13 protein-coding genes are annotated in these 14,305 nt (G+C 71.2%); 3 read left to right on the forward strand and 10 right to left on the reverse strand.

All coding sequences use genetic code 11. From position 1 onward, the window contains the following. Positions 1-39: 39 nt before the first annotated feature. The 4 genes from ABZ806_RS12935 to ABZ806_RS12950 form a co-directional block, all read right to left on the reverse strand. Positions 40-2,601 (reverse strand): MMPL family transporter, encoded by a 2,562-nt coding sequence (locus ABZ806_RS12935; RefSeq protein ID WP_500217102.1) that lies wholly within the window; start codon positions 2,599-2,601, stop codon positions 40-42. Positions 2,602-2,728: 127 nt separating this feature from the next. Beyond that, the gene (locus ABZ806_RS12940; protein ID WP_500217104.1) at positions 2,729-4,513 is read right to left on the reverse strand and encodes a fatty acyl-AMP ligase; all 1,785 of its coding nucleotides are present in this window, start codon (positions 4,511-4,513) and stop codon (positions 2,729-2,731) included. Positions 4,514-4,791: 278 nt separating this feature from the next. Then, positions 4,792-5,034 carry a TFIIB-type zinc ribbon-containing protein gene (locus ABZ806_RS12945; RefSeq protein ID WP_500217105.1) on the reverse strand — a complete coding sequence of 81 codons (243 nt, stop codon included), beginning with the start codon at positions 5,032-5,034 and terminating at the stop codon, positions 4,792-4,794. Between the two features lie 142 nt (positions 5,035-5,176). Further along, entirely contained in the window at positions 5,177-5,437 is a 261-nt protein-coding gene (locus tag ABZ806_RS12950; protein ID WP_500217107.1) for a hypothetical protein, read from the reverse strand. 10 nt (positions 5,438-5,447) lie between these two features. Here ABZ806_RS12950 and ABZ806_RS12955 point away from each other — a divergent pair, with 10 nt between their 5' ends. Both ABZ806_RS12955 and ABZ806_RS12960 read left to right on the forward strand, forming a co-directional pair. Further along, positions 5,448-5,723 (forward strand): hypothetical protein, encoded by a 276-nt coding sequence (locus ABZ806_RS12955; RefSeq protein WP_500217109.1) that lies wholly within the window; start codon positions 5,448-5,450, stop codon positions 5,721-5,723. Positions 5,724-6,827: 1,104 nt separating this feature from the next. Beyond that, positions 6,828-7,577 (forward strand): IclR family transcriptional regulator, encoded by a 750-nt coding sequence (locus tag ABZ806_RS12960; RefSeq protein ID WP_500217111.1) that lies wholly within the window; start codon positions 6,828-6,830, stop codon positions 7,575-7,577. 62 nt (positions 7,578-7,639) lie between these two features. Here ABZ806_RS12960 and ABZ806_RS12965 read toward each other — a convergent pair whose 3' ends face one another. Continuing rightward, entirely contained in the window at positions 7,640-8,002 is a 363-nt protein-coding gene (locus tag ABZ806_RS12965; protein ID WP_500217112.1) for a YkvA family protein, read from the reverse strand. A gap of 252 nt (positions 8,003-8,254) precedes the next feature. On the opposite strand from ABZ806_RS12965, the gene ABZ806_RS12970 reads away from it, so the two are divergent. Then, on the forward strand, positions 8,255-9,259 hold the full coding sequence (locus tag ABZ806_RS12970) for a hypothetical protein (RefSeq protein WP_500217113.1): 1,005 nt from the start codon (positions 8,255-8,257) through the stop codon (positions 9,257-9,259). A 64-nt stretch (positions 9,260-9,323) separates the two neighbouring features. Here the strand turns inward: ABZ806_RS12970 and ABZ806_RS12975 are convergent, their stop codons facing one another. The 5 genes from ABZ806_RS12975 to ABZ806_RS12995 all read right to left on the reverse strand — a co-directional run bounded on the left by ABZ806_RS12975 (position 9,324) and on the right by ABZ806_RS12995 (position 14,222). Next, on the reverse strand, positions 9,324-9,959 hold the full coding sequence (locus ABZ806_RS12975; protein ID WP_500217115.1) for a septal ring lytic transglycosylase RlpA family protein: 636 nt from the start codon (positions 9,957-9,959) through the stop codon (positions 9,324-9,326). Between the two features lie 473 nt (positions 9,960-10,432). Beyond that, complete coding sequence (locus ABZ806_RS12980) at positions 10,433-11,233, reverse strand: hypothetical protein (protein ID WP_500217117.1); 801 nt, start codon at positions 11,231-11,233, stop codon at positions 10,433-10,435. Between the two features lie 303 nt (positions 11,234-11,536). Further along, on the reverse strand, positions 11,537-12,643 hold the full coding sequence (locus ABZ806_RS12985; protein ID WP_500217119.1) for a ferritin-like domain-containing protein: 1,107 nt from the start codon (positions 12,641-12,643) through the stop codon (positions 11,537-11,539). Between the two features lie 243 nt (positions 12,644-12,886). After that, on the reverse strand, positions 12,887-13,495 hold the full coding sequence (locus ABZ806_RS12990) for an LURP-one-related family protein (RefSeq protein WP_500217120.1): 609 nt from the start codon (positions 13,493-13,495) through the stop codon (positions 12,887-12,889). 103 nt (positions 13,496-13,598) lie between these two features. Next, a complete protein-coding gene (locus tag ABZ806_RS12995; RefSeq protein ID WP_500217122.1) occupies positions 13,599-14,222 on the reverse strand; it encodes a TetR/AcrR family transcriptional regulator in 624 nt (207 codons plus the stop codon). Positions 14,223-14,305 lie beyond the last annotated feature (83 nt).

Consider the following 14,305-nt stretch of genomic DNA (forward strand, 5'->3'; position numbering starts at 1 on the left):
GACCGCTTACGGTCGCGGAAATCCGGAGGCGCCCTCGGCCTAGGTGTCGGTCCAGCGCCAGCCGGAGCCGTCCGGGGCCGGGGCGATCGCCCGGCGGACGCGCGGGTCGTGGCGCGGCCGCGGCTGCGGCGGGCCGTCCGCCCAGGGGCGCCACGGCTCGGCGGGGGCCCGGCCGTTGGGTTCGGCGCCGTCGGCGCTCCGGAAGACGAGCTGCGGCGGCTCCGGCGCGGATGGGGGCGGCACACGCGGTTCCGGTGCGGGGGCCGGGGCCGGGGCCGGGGGCGGGGCCGCGCCGGCGTCCTCCCAGTGCAGTGCGTACGGGTACGGCTGCTCGTCGGGGAGGCGGGGCGGGGCGACGGTGGCGCCCGCCGGGGCCAGGGCGCTGCGTTCGCGCAGGTCCATGCGGGCGTGCAGGCCGGCGAGGAAGGGCGGCAGCCACCAGTTCACCGCGCCCATGAACCGCATCGTCGCCGGAACGAGCAGCGACCGGACGAGCGCGGCGTCCACCACGACCGCGACGAACATGCCGACGCCGATCAGCTTGACGACCGTGATGCCCGCCATGCTGAACGCGGCGACGACGACGAGGAACAGCAGCGCGGCGCTGGTGATGATGCCGCCGGTGTGCTGCATGCCGGACGCGACCGCCACCCGGTTGTCGTGCGTGAGGTCCCATTCCTCCCGGATGCGGCTGAGCAGGAAGACCTCGTAGTCCATCGACAGGCCGAACACGACCGCGAGGATGAGGATCATGCTGGTCGCCTCGACGCCGCCGGTCGGGGTGAAGTTCAGGACGCCGGCGAGATGCCCGTACTGGAAGCCCCACACGATCGCGCCGAACGAGGCGCCTATCGACAGGACGTTCATCACGATCGCCTTCAGCGGCAGCGCGATCGACCCGAAGAACATGAAGAGCAGGATGAACGTGGCGATCCCGACGAAGACCGCCATCTTCGGCAGGGTGCGCATCAGGCTGGACATCAGGTCCATCTGCGAGGCCGTGCTGCCGCCGACGTCGATGTGCATGGGGTAGCCGTCCTTGGACAGGCTCATCCCGCGGATGTCGGTGACGAGGTCCTGGGCGTGCTCGTCCATCGGCTCGTACTTGTGGGTGACGGAGATACGCACGCCGCCGTACGAGCCCGAGTATCCGGTGAACTGGGCTTCCGCGACACCGGGGAGCTTCGCCAGGCGCTGCCGGAAGTCCTCCAGGTAGGGCGGGATGGGGTCGTCCTTCTTGGCGGGCTTCCAGTCGCGCGGGATGAGGTCTCCGGACACGACGACGTCGATGGGCTCCGCCGAGCCGTTGGGGAACTCCTTCTTGACGGTCTCGACCACGTGGCGGGTCGGGCTGCTCTTGGGCAGGACGCGAGCGTCGACACTCCCGAACTGGACGTTCAGGAACGGCACGAACATCACGCCGAGGATGACGAGCACGACCGCGAAGTACGGCAGCGGATGCTTCATCACGCTGTGGCCGAGGCGGTACCAGAAGCCGCTCTCGGGGTCGCGCTGCGCGCGCTTGGACGTGGGCCGCCGCCACGGCATCCGTCCGGCCTCGACGCGCGTCCCCAGGAGCGCCAGGAGCGTCGGCAGGAGGACCGTGGCGCCGAACACGGCGACCATGACGGTCGCTATACCGGCGAGGCCGATCGTCCGGAGGAACATCTGCGGGAAGAGCAGGAGACCGGCGAGGGCCGCGGACACGGTGACGCCGCTGACCATGATGGTGCGGCCCGCGGTCGCCATGGTGGCGGCCAGGGCCGACTCGCGGACCGGTTTCAGGGCCGTCTTGTACGCCTTCTTGGCGGCCTTGCGCGAAGCCTTGTCGCGCTCCCATTTCCAGGGTTTGCCCTGGGGCAGCCCCTGCGCGGCCATGCCGCGCGTCAGTTCCTCACGGAACCGGCTGATGATGAACAGGGAGTAGTCGATCGACAGGCCGACACCCATCATCGTGACGACTTCCAAGGCGAACGACGTCACGTCCGCCGCATACGTCACGACATGGAGGACGGCCAGGCCGCCGATGGTCGAGAAGGCCGCGATGAGGAGCGGCTGGAGGGCCGCGACGAGGGCGCCGAAGAGGATCACCATCAGGATGACCAGCAGCGGCGACGTGATCATCTCGGCGCGGACGATGTCGGCGACGACCTGCTGGCCGAACTCCTCGCCGAGCGGGACGGCGCCGCCGTACTGGACGGTGAGCCCCGGCGCCGCCAGCCGGTCCTTGACGAGATGGTAGTTCTCGGTCTTGGTCGCGCCGTCCTTGCCGCGCAGCTTCACCGCGACGAACGTCTTGTGCCGGTCGTGCGAGGCGAACGACTCCGCCGCCTTACCGTCGAACGACCAGTAGGAGATGATCTCCTCGACCTGCGCCTTCGGCAGCCGCGAGACGGTGGTGACGACGCTCGCCTCGTAGCGCGGGTCGTCCACCGTCATCGCGTCGCTGGAGTACAGGACGAGCACGTCGGGGTTGGTGCTGCCGAAGTAGGTGGCGCCGAGCCTGGCGACGAGCGTCGAGGACGCGTCCGGGTCCTCGAAGCCGCCCTCCTTGAACTTGGCGAACACGCCGAGGCCCCAGACGCCCGCGATGACGGTCATCACCAAGATCAGCGCAAGGCTGGCCCAGCGTCGCCGGTGGATCAGACGCCCCAGCCCCGAAAGCATGGTCCTCCTGTTTCGCCGCGGCCGGGCGGGCCGCCGTGGTTCGAGCGCGCCGTGGTCCGAACTACCTGCGGGACGCCAGGCGCGCCGCGGTCGTCGGCAGCCCGCCGTCAAGGTAGCGCTGCCGCGTCGCCGCACGTGCGATCTTTCCGCTGGACGTGCGGGACACGCCACCCGGTTCGATCAACACGAAGTCGTGGACGCTCATCTCGTGCTCGACGTTGACGGCGCCGCGCACCGCCGCCTCCACCTCGTCGGCGTCCAGCCGTCCGAGCGGGACCCGGCGGTTGCGCTCGGCGACGACCACCAGCCGCTCGGTCTCCTCCCCGGTGAGGGCGAAGGCGGCCACGTGGTCGGGACGGATCGCGGGGTGCGCCTCCTGCGTCGTGACCTCGATGTCCTGCGGGTAGTGGTTGCGGCCGTCCACGATGATGAGGTCCTTGATGCGGCCGGTGACGTACAGCTCGCCCTCGTGGACGACGCCGTAGTCACCGGTCTTCATCCAGGGCCCGGCGGGAAGGTCGCCGGGGTCGTTCAGCTCACCGCCGAACGTGTCCTGGCTCCGCTCGGAGTTGCGCCAGTAGCCGAGGGCCGTGTTGGGGCCGTGCACCCAGATCTCGCCGACCCGCCCGTCCGGCTGCTCGATCCGGGTCTCCGGGTCGACGATCGCGACGAGCTGCCCGCACGGGCCGCCGCACGACACCAGCTCGGACCCGCCGTCGCGGAGCAGCAGCTCGCCCCGGGTGAGCGCCTCCCGGTCCACCGAGATGACCTTCGGCGGGACGTCCTCGGCGGCCGCGGTCACGAACACCGTCGCCTCCGCCAGCCCGTAGCCCGGCGCCTGCGCGCCCGGCCGCAGCCCGGCCGGCGCGAGCGCCTCCGCGAACGTCGCCAGCGTCGAGGTGCGGATCGGCTCGGCGCCGTTCAGGCAGGTCGTCAGCCCGGACAGGTCCAGGCCGGCGAGCTTCTCCGGCGTCGCCGTCGACGCTACGTACTCGAACGCGAAGTTCGGGCCGGCCGTGTAGACGTTCTTGCCCGGCCGCGACGCGATCAGCTGCAGCCAGCGCATCGGGTTCATGATGAACGACACCGGGTCGGTGTAGATGGCGTGGTCGCCGTTCACCAGCGGCAGCGCCATCGTCGAGATCAGCCCCATGTCGTGGAACAGCGGCAGCCAGCTGACCAGTTCCGGGTTCGGCCTCTCCGGCGCCCACCCCGTCCACAGCTGCGCCGCGTTCGCCGTCACGTTCCCGTGCGTGATCTCCACGCCCGCGGGACGGCGGGTGGACCCCGACGTGTACTGCAGGTACGCGAGGTCGTCGAAACCGATGGGCTCGTCCTCCCACCGGTCGGCCAGCGCCGGGTCGATCTCCTCGGCGAACAGGATCTCCTTCGGCTGCGGGACGTCGTGGTCGGCGAGGAACTTCTCCACGTGCGGCAGCGCGTTCCGCGTCGTGACGATCACCGCGGGCTCGGCGTCGGTGTAGGCGCCGATCAGCCGGTCGGCGTGCCCCGGCAGGTCGGGGGAGAACAGCGGCACCGCGACGACGTGCGCGTACATGGCGCCGAGCATCGTCATCATGTACTCGAGGGTCTGCGGCAGCAGCAGCGCGGCCCGCTCGCCCGGCCCGCTGACCTGCCGCAGCGTCGCGGCGACCGCCCGCGCCCGCCGGTCCGTCTCCGCCCAGCCCACCGTGACGTGCGCGCCCGCCGGGTCGGCCGAGTAGTCGACGAAGGTGTAGGCCGGGGCGTCCGGCTTCTCCCTCGCCCACCTCGCGACCCGCTCGATCAGCGGGGTGCGGCCGGAGCCGCCGGGCAGGAGTTCGGGAAGCAGCGAGCCCAATGCCATTGATCATTCTCCCGAGGGGACGGACCGGACGGGGCCCGGTACGGAGCGTGCGGGCGGGCGCCGCCGGCGGATGCGGACCGCGTCGGCCGGGCGGCTGGTGTCCTGGATGCCCCCGGCGACCGGCGATGATCGTCAAGCTACCGGATGGTAGCGAGTGCGCGATATTGGCTCCCGGACACATTCGGCGGCGCCCGGTTTGTCACCCCCGTGACAAGAGGGAAAACCCTTTTCACAGGGGGGCGTCCGGGCGGTCACCGACCGTGCCGGGACCCTACCGGTCACCCGGCGAAGATCTGCTCCATGATGCCCCGGCGGTGCCGCCCCTGGTAGGTCGTCTCGGGATTCGCGTCGTCCGGAAGCTCCGCCAGGTAGCGGCTCTCGGCGTCGATCAGCTGCTCCAGCTCGCCGCGGTCGAGGAAGACGCCCTTGCACCCCGGGCATTCCTCGATCACGACCCCGTGGCGCTCATGGGTGCCGAGCCTCGCCTCGCACTTGGGGCACTGCATCGCCGTGTCTGACATACCGGATCCCCTGTCCGTCACGACAGCGTTTACTGCCAGGCGGTCAGCTTACTGACACCGGACCCGATTTGGGATGGCCCGTCCTTCGATACGTCTGCCCGGACGGGGCATGCCGCCCGTTCCCGTCGTCCCGGACCCCGCCTCACCCGCCTGCCACGGCCCGCTGCAGTTCCCATCGCCGCCGCAGCAGCCCGACGCAGGCGACGCCCCACAGAAGGCCGATCTCGGCCACGAGCGCGATCCCGATGACGACCGCCCAGTCCGCTTCGTCCGCTTCGTCCATTCCGGCCGGGGCCATCAGCGTCATCCGGGTCTCGCCGGGCGCCACGACCGGCCCCGCCGACGCGTTCACCGGCGGCAGCACGACCGCCTTGGGCGGTGCCACGGTGGGCAGATCCGGCACGGAGAACTCCGTGGGCGCGCCGGACGGCAGCACGCCCGCCTCCCCGGACTGGCCGCTCAAGCTGGGCTGGTCGCTCGGGCTGGGCGCGACACCGGGCGGAATGACGACAGCCGAACTCGCCGAATCATCCGGCGTCGGCTTCGGCGCGGACGACTCCGGCGGAATCGGCTTGGGCGAAGTCGGCTTGGGCGCGGACGCCTTCGGCGGGGTCTGCTTCGGGGCGACGCAGGGCCCGCCTCCGGCGTCCGGGGTGCCGCCCTTGCACGGCCCCACTGCCGGCGAGTGACCACCACCGCTCGCGCTCGGCTTCGGCCCGAGCGCCTGGCCAGACGGACATGGCCGCCCGGCAACACTCGCCTTACTGACCGCACAGTGGGCACTGGAGTGGCCAGTCGGGCTGGGCTTCTTCGTCGTCGGGCACGCACTGCGTCCCGGCTCCGGCTTGCCGGTCTTGCACGGGGTGTGACCGCTGGTCGCGGTCGACCCGGGACTGGATGGGTGGGTGGACGGGATTGTCGGCTTGCCTCCGGACGGTGTCGCGGCAGGCGAACCGTCATGACCGCTCGGGGTCGGGTCGGGGCCCGAGGGTTGCGTGGACGGACACGGCGCACCGGACGTGCAGTGGCCAGGCGTGGGCGTGAGCTTGGGGGTGGGGTGGCCGCTCGGGCTGGGGGTCTTCGTCGGTGTGGGGTCGGCGGTCGGTGTGGGGTCGGTGGTCGGGGTGGAGGCGGAGAAGGCGAAGACCGCGCGGACTGTGCGGCGGGGGGCGTTGGAGGCGTCCGCTACGGCGACGACGCTCAGGGGGTTCGCGGACGGCGTCGACATCATCGACGACGGTATTCGGAGGGTGGCCGTACGTTCGGCCGGTTGTTCGCCCACGTCGCCTAGCGCGCAGCGGAGCTGGCGACCCGAATCGGAGCGGGTGCAGCCCGGAGTGTGCCGCGTCCAAGAAGTGGGGCGCTCCGCAGTGAGGTACAAGGTGGTGCCGTGCGCGACACCGTCTTCGGCGTGGACGCGGACCGTGTACGTCAGCGCGAAGCCCTCTCGTCCACCGGCGGTGACCCGGGAGGTCGTCAGGTCGAGGAGCAGCCGGACGGCCGGACGGTGCCCGTCCTGGACGGCCTCGGCGGCGGGGCTCGCCAGCGTCACCGGTACGGCCAGTGCGGCGCCAGCCGCGATCGCGGCCCAGCGTGTCCCTCCGCGCACCGTTCCCCCCAGCGGTCTCCTGCATGGCTGCCAGGGGGGCGGCGCCGCGGCGCCGGGCACAGGGTTGTTATTGCCAGGTGATCGCTGCGAGTAACGTGCATCACGCTGGCAACTGCCCCTCTTTCGTAGAGTGAAATCGGGTCTCCGTAGAATCTGGTGGGTTGCGAGGGAGAGGAGACCCGGGGTGGCGGAGGCCGTTCGATCGCTGGAGCGCGCGTTCGACCTGCTGGAGCATCTGGCGGACGCGGGGGGCGAGATGGCGCTGTCGGAGCTGACGGAGGTCTCCGGACTGCCGATGCCCACGATCTACCGGCTGATGCGCACGCTGGTGAACAAGGGGTACGTCCGGCAGGAGCCGTCCAAGCGGTACGCGCTCGGCCCGCGGCTGGTCCGGCTGGGCGAGGGCGCGAGCCGGCTGCTCGGCACGTGGGCGCGGCCGGTGCTGGCCCGCCTGGTGGACGAGGTCGGCGAGACGGCCAACATGGCGGTGCTGGAGGGCGACGAGGCCGTCTACGTCGCGCAGGTGCCGTCCAAGCACTCGATGCGGATGTTCACCGAGGTGGGACGGCGCGTCCAGCCGCACTGCACCGGCGTCGGGAAGGCGCTGCTGTCGCAGCTGTCCGACCAGAAGGTCCGCGAGATCCTGGCCCGGACGGGCATGGACGCGCACACGCCCAAGACGTTCACCGATCCGGACGCGCTGCTGGCGGAACTGCGGCGGATCCGCGAGCAGGGCTACGCGCTGGACGACGAGGAGCAGGAGATCGGCGTCCGCTGCGTCGCGGTGCCGCTGCCGGGGGCGCCGGCACTGACCGCGATCTCCGTGTCCGGCCCGTCCGGGCGGATGACGCGCGAGGCCGTCCCGGACGTCGTGCCGATCATGCGGGACGCCGCCGAACGCTTCGCGAAGGAACTGAGCCCGTCAGGGTCCTGACACGTCCCGACACGTCCTGACGCGCCGACGCTCCCGCAGGTCGCGGGAGCGTCGCCGTTCGCTCAGTCGACGGGTTCGCCGACGATGACGGTGGGGCGTCCGCCGCGTTCCCAGGTGACGAAGTCGCCCGCCGACCTGACCAGGACGGTGGCCAGCCACAGGGCCAGTCCGGTGTCGTCGGCGATGCCCACGATGGGGATCATGTCGGGAATGGCGTCGATCGGGGAGACGATGTAGACGAGGCCCAGGGCGAGCAGGCCGAGGGTCCCGAACGACATGCCCCTGTACTGTCCGCGCAGGACCGCCTTGAGCATCCTGGGGACGGCGCGGACGCGCGTCCAGAGGCCGGGCGCGTCCGGCTGAAGGGTCTCGCTGTAGATCTGCCAGGCTTGCCCGGCGGCGGCCGCGTTCCGCTTCCTGTCCACGAGCACTCCTCAATCGGAACGGTCATGTGGGCGCGCCCCCGCGGCGCCCACGCATATCTAGGACGCGACGACTGACGGATATGTTCCCCCGCGTCGGGGTGACCTCAGGTGAGTTCTTCCTCACTCTCGCGGTCGACCTGCGGCGTTTCACGGCGTGTTGCCTGGTGCCCGCTGCGACGATGTCCCTCACGGGCGCCTCCCCCAGCACGACCGGCATGACCCGTCGAGCATCGCAGGAGCTGACGAACGGATATGAGCGGCGACCATACGCACCGTCCCGTCCACGGCACCGCGGCAGGCGACCCCTATGTCGCGCTGCCCCCGACCGCGGTGGACGCGACCGCGTCGGGCCCGGCTCGGCTGATCGTGGCCTGGCCCGGCTTCGACCCGCCCCGCACGGCGGCCGCGCTCGCGGCGGCGGTCCCGATGACCGGCGTGCCGGTGTGGCGGGTCTTCCTCGACCTGCCGGGGCGGTCGCCCGGCGGGCTCGGCTCCGGCGCGATCCTGGAGTCCGAGGCGATCGAGGCGTACTGCGCGGCGGTGGACAGCGCCGCCGAGCGGCTGCCCGCCGCGCTCGCGGAACTCCGCCGCGACCTCGCGATCCCGGACGGCCCGGTGGCCCTGGCCGGTTTCAGCGCGGGCGCGGCGGCCGCGCTGCTGGCCGTGCTGCGCGGCGCCGTCCCGGTGCGCACCGCCGCGCTCGTGGCGCCCGTCGTCGCCCCGGCGCGGACCGCGCGGGCGGTCGAGAAGCGGTCCGGCCGCGACCGGGACTGGACGGCCGGCGCCGCCGCCCTCGCCGACCGCCTCGACCTCGGCGCACTGGCCCCCGGCCTCGCCGGACGGGACGTCCCGATCCTGCTCGTCGGCGGCGCCAAGGACCGCGTCGTCCCCGCGCGGGAGGTCACGTCGCTGCGCGACCTGCTGCGCCGGCACGGCACCGGGCCGGTCGAGTCGACCACGTTCCGGATGGGGCACGCGCTGGCCGCCGAGCCCGGCACCGAGCCGCGCCCGCCGATCACCGAGGCCGTCCAGGTGGACACCGCCCTCACCGACTGGTTCCGCGACCACCTGGCCGACCCGTCCGACGCCGACCCTGCGGAGTCTCCGGCAGCCGAGACCGAGGCCGAGGCCGAGGCCGAGGCCGAGGCGCCTGCGGCGGCCGAGCCGGGCGAGGACGGGCGGCACGGGGCCTGGTCGGCGGGCGGGCAGGGCACTCCGGAAGGGCTGCCCGGCGCCGTGGCCGGACACCCGCGGTGAGCGGCGTCCGCCCGGCGGGCGCGGTCGAGCGCCCGCCGGGCGGGTGCGTGGATCACGGTGCCGGTCAGCCGCGCGACAGGACCTCGTAGCGGACGGGGATCACACCCGACCCGGTGCCACCGACCTTCTTCATCGCGGCCCTCGACAGGTCCAGGCAGCGGCCGCCCGCGTACGGGCCGCGGTCGTTGATGCGGACGACGACCGAACGGCCGTTGTTCTTGTTCGTCACCCGGACCTTGGAGCCCATCGGCAGCGTCTTGTGCGCGGCCGTCAGCTCGCTCGGGTCGAAGGGCTCGCCGCTCGCGGTCATCTGGCCCTCCCAGTAGTAGGAGGCCTGGCAGGAGCCGGAGGAGAGCACCTTGCGGTCCTTCTTCTCGGTCTTCCTCTTCGGCTTCTTCGGCTTCGCCAGGTGCGCGGCCTTGGTGTCGGACTTGGGTCGTTTCTTCTTCGGGGACGTCGTCGGTGACGGTTCCGGAGCGCGCGTCCCGCCGCGGCCGGCCCGCGGCGCGTCGGCGTTCGGCCGGCCCGCGAGCGGGTCGGCGGCCGGCGGCCGGACCTGCGCGGCGCGTGCGGATCGCGCGGATCCGTCGCTGTTGACCAGGGCGAACGCGCTCACAGCCAGGACGGCGACGGCGGCTCCGGAGACGATCAGGACGGTGCGCAGGCGTGCTCGAAGAAGACGCCGGACAGGGCTACCCACAGAGGAGTCCTTTGTTAGGGGACAGGGCCCCGGACGTCCGGCTCTACTCACGGCGTGCCCGGGGCGATCTCGCTCGTCCCCGGGTCCCCCGCCGACGCGGGCTCGCTCGCCCGCCTCCAGCGCCGCTGTCTCAGGCGCTCCGCGTCCTCGCGGTTCCGGCGTCCGGTAAGTGCGGCTGTAAATGCATCTTTACTTTTGATCTCTAAAGCGCCGCACAAGTCCTTGACGCTACGTTGCGTCCCGCGTGAATCAAGACGCAGGCCCCTGGTTTGTGGGCTTTGTCACCCTAGTCTTTGCGCTGGGAAGTCGATCAACTCCATGCGGTAACTACGTTTGTAGATCTTCTTTACTCGCCATAGACCATGTGATCTCGGTCATATAACAATCGCTTGCTCGGTCAACGGAACGGGGCGTTCCGTGGATGCCGTCGCATCCGCGGAACGCCCCGTGAGCGTTGAGCGAGAAGGGATCTGTCACCCTAGGCCGGGCAGCGCGGGGAGCCCGAGGGCGGACGCGTCCGGCATCGACAGCGGGGAGCCCGACAGCGGTCCGTCGGCGGGGCGCGCGGCCGGGTCCTTCGCCTTCAGGACCTCCACGACCTGGCCGACGCCCTCCTCCGTCCGGTCGAGGTTCGCGCCGACCTTGTTCACGGTGTCGTTCGCCTGGCCGACGACATCGTCGGCAGGCACCGGCGTGGCGCGCCGCTCGCGCGCCGGGAAGAGCATCGAGCTCACCGGCACGTCACCGGTCTGCACGAAGCCGAGCGCGGACGGCACGCCCGGCAGGTCGGCGGGCACCGCAGCGGGCAGCGCGGCGGGCCGCGCGCCCGTCCGCAGGGCGTCGCCGCGCTTGCCCAGGCAGTCGCCCTGGGGCAGGCCGTCGAGCGGGACGGCCCCGCCGGCACCGGGCAGCGGCGCCTCCGGGAGCCCGGCCCCGGTCTTGTAGTTGAGCGTCTTGCCCGGGTTCAGCTTGCAGCGGGCGGCTCCGGCGCGGAGGCCGGACGTGCCGGGCGCGGCGCCGACCGTGCGGTCGACGGCGCCGGTCGCCGTCTCGGCGGTCCGGCCGGCGGTCTGCAGGGCGGGGTCGGGGATCGCCATCGTGATCGGGTACGCCGCCGCGGCCGCGTCGTAGAGGAAGGCGGTGGACGGGCCCGGCGCGGCGGGCGCTTGGGGAGCGGCGGGCGCGGCGTTCGCGGGCGCCGCGCTGACGGCGAGCGCCGCGGCGAACGGAGCGACGACGGCGGCGCCCAGCAGGCTCCTGGCTGTTCGGTTCATTTCTTTCCCCCGGGGTTTTTGGTGTGACCTGCACAGTTTTCGGTGACCTGCACGTGTGTGTGTTGTGCGCCCGCGCGGCTGGCAGGATCGGCGCACCGTCGAGCGGGGACATTAGTACAGCCCGGGGGCCCGCACGGCGAATTAGAGAATCAATGGGTAAACAGCAGAAAGATCTCCGGAATTGATCACCGACATCGGCCGGCGCACCAAAAGCGACAAGGTCCGACAAAGGACGAAGCGGGGGCGTCCCGGCAAGGACGCCCCCGCTCCGGCCAGCCGCCAGCGGCGGCCCGCTTCCGCCCGCTACTCGGCCGAGCCGAGGGAGATGGCCTGGTCGACCTCGTCCTTGCGGGCCGCGACCTCGGCCGCGTACTTCTCCTCGTCGACCTTCTCGGCGATCTCCTCGTCCTGCTTCATCAGCGCTTCGAGGTCGGCCTTGGCGTTGTCGAGGACGCCCATGTCCTGGTAGGCGGCCTGCACCTTGTCGCCCCAGAGACCGACGTCCCGGACGCACGGCACGATCCGGCTGAACAGCAGCGACTGATAGAGGGTGTACATGTCGGAGTTGTCGACGAACTCCATGCATTTGTCGACGGGCATGTCGAGCTGCTCGAAGATCTCGCGTCCCTTGAACCGGTCGCGCATGAGGTAGCAGCCCTCGACCACGAACTCCTCGCGCTCGGCCCGCTCCTTGTCGGTGAGCTCGGCGTAGTAGTCCTTGAGCGCGAGCCGGCCGAACGCGACGTGCCGCGCCTCGTCCTGCATGACGTACGCGAGCAGCTGCTTGACCAGCGGGTTCGTCGACATGTCGCGGTAGAGGCCGAACGCGGCGAGCGCGAGGCCCTCGATGAGGACCTGCATGCCGAGGTAGGGCAGGTCCCAGCGGCTGTCCTCCAGCGACTCGGCGAGCAGCTTCGCCAGGTCCTGGTTGATCGGGTAGTACATCCCGATCTTCTCGTGCACGAACTTCGTGTAGAGCTCGACGTGCCGGGCCTCGTCCATGGTCTGGGTGGCGGCGTAGAACTTCGAGTCCAGGTCCGGGACGGACTGGACGATGCGCGCCGACACGTTCAGCGCGCCCTGCTCGCCGTGCAGGAACTGGCTGAACAGCCACGAGCCCTGATGGCGGCCGAACTCGTCCCGCTCCTTCTGCGACATCTTCTCCCAGATGTCCGACCCGAAGAGGGGGTTGAAGTTCTCCGGCAGGCCGGCCACGTTCAGCGGGTCGACCTCAAGGTCCCAGTCGATGCGCTTCTGCGCGTCCCACTGCTTGTCCTTGCCCTTCTGGTACAGGTTCAGCAGCCGGTCGCGTCCGTCGTCGTACTCCCAGGTGAAGCGGGTGTCGCCCGCCATGGGGACGTTCCACGTCTCGGTCGGGACCGGGGTGGAGTAGAGGTCAAAGGAACTCACGGGGGGATCCTCCTCCAGGCGTTGCGCCGCGCCCTCGCGACGCCGGTTGCACCGCCCACGGCTTTACATACCTTCGTAACATGTAAAGCGCGAGGAAACCAGGGTCACGGGAGAACCAACGGACGGGAAAGCCGACGCCCGCATCCCCGACGAGGAGATGCGGGCGAGGCGAGGCAAGCGGGCGGGCTCGCGGGCCGGCGGTTCGCGGGCCCGGCGGGTTCGCGGGCCCGGCGGGTTCGCGGGTCAGCGCGACTGGAGGGCGTCCAGGCCGACGGCCTGCGCGATCACCAGGCGGCGGTCGAGGCGCGGGTCCTTGATGTCGACGGTGTACCGGTCGCGGAAGCCGAACTTCTTCTCCACCGAGAAGACGACCTGGTCACCGGCGTAGAAGTCGAAGTGGTACGGCCAGGCGAACGGCAGGCTGTCCACGTAGGGGATGATCTGCCAGACGCGGCGGAGCACCGCCACGAACTTGTTGCGCTCGCTGCCCGTGGTCACCCCGAGGCCGGGCTGCTCCATGTGCCAGGTCGAGGCCAGCAGCGACTTCTTGAAGTCCTTGCGGAAGACCCCGATGGGCTGGCCGTGCGCGTCCGTGATGTCGTACGCGGAGGCCAGGTCGATGCGCTTGCGCGCCTTGAAGCCGAGGATCGGACGCGTCTTGGAGTCGTCCGAGTACAGGGTGACCTGCTCCTTGAACGCGAGCCGCTTCTGCTGCGCGAAGGCGAGCAGTTCGCCCTCCCCGCCGCCGGGCGCCTCGGCGTGCACCTCGTACTGGTTCACCATCAGGCGTACCCGCTGCCGTATCAGCAGCCTGCTCTGCGCCTGAAGTCTCTCTTCGTCCAGCGGACTCACCCGTTCTGTCGCGTTGTGCGGGTGGAGTCTGCCATAGCACGTCCCCTTCATCCCGTGTTTTTCGGGACAAGCCCATGTTTTTTGGGACAGGGTGCTGCGAAGGTCAGGATGTGCGGATATGGGAGGCGAGGTAGCCGTGGATGAGACGCTCGGCCTCCGCGACGATCTCGGGGTCGCCGGCCGGGTCGCGGCGGAACGCCATCTTCAGCACGGCGTCGCCGGCCTCGACCGAGATGGCGAGCGCGGTGGCGAGGCCGGGGCTGTCCTGGACGCCGAACGTGCCGACGATCATCGTGCGCAGCCGGTCGGCGACGACCGCGTTGTTGTCGGCGTCGGAGTCGAGCAGGTTGACGTCGGCGACGTCGCCGAAGCGCAGCACCCGGAAGCCGGGGACGGTGCGGTGCATCTCCACGAAGATCTCGATGATCGCGCCGACCGTGTCGGACCAGTCGGCGAAGCCGCCCTCGACGAGGCGCGCCGAGATGCGGTCGCCGAACTCCTCCAGGTTGCGCAGCGCGAGGGCCTGCGCGACCGCGCGCTTATCGGGGAAGAACTGGTACACCGAGCCGATCGCCACCTCGGCGCGCTGGGCGATGCGCGTGGTGGTGAGGCCGTCGTACCCGTCCTCGTCGAGGATGTCCGCGCAGGCGTCCAGCATCCGCTGGACGCGTTCGGCGCTGCGGCGCTGGGCGGGGCGGCGGCGGAGCGGGGTCCGGATCTCGGTCACCCCGCCATTGTCCCCGAACGCGGGGGTGCCCGGCATACACGGGCCGCCGATCGGTACCCCGGGGCCACCGGAGTCTTCCGTCC

It is taken from the genome of Spirillospora sp. NPDC047418, from assembly GCF_040643275.1.
Classification (GTDB): Bacteria; Actinomycetota; Actinomycetes; order Streptosporangiales; family Streptosporangiaceae; genus Spirillospora.

Bases quoted from the DNA above. Each gene is read 5' to 3' on its own strand.
- ABZ806_RS12945 (WP_500217105.1), bottom strand. From the start codon at position 5,034: ATGTCAGACACGGCGATGCAGTGCCCCAAGTGCGAGGCGAGGCTCGGC.
- ABZ806_RS12970 (WP_500217113.1), top strand. From the start codon at position 8,255: ATGAGCGGCGACCATACGCACCGTCCCGTCCACGGCACCGCGGCAGGC.
- ABZ806_RS12940 (WP_500217104.1), bottom strand. From the start codon at position 4,513: ATGGCATTGGGCTCGCTGCTTCCCGAACTCCTGCCCGGCGGCTCCGGC.
- ABZ806_RS12935 (WP_500217102.1), bottom strand. From the start codon at position 2,601: ATGACCGTCATCGCGGGCGTCTGGGGCCTCGGCGTGTTCGCCAAGTTC.
- ABZ806_RS12980 (WP_500217117.1), bottom strand. From the start codon at position 11,233: ATGAACCGAACAGCCAGGAGCCTGCTGGGCGCCGCCGTCGTCGCTCCG.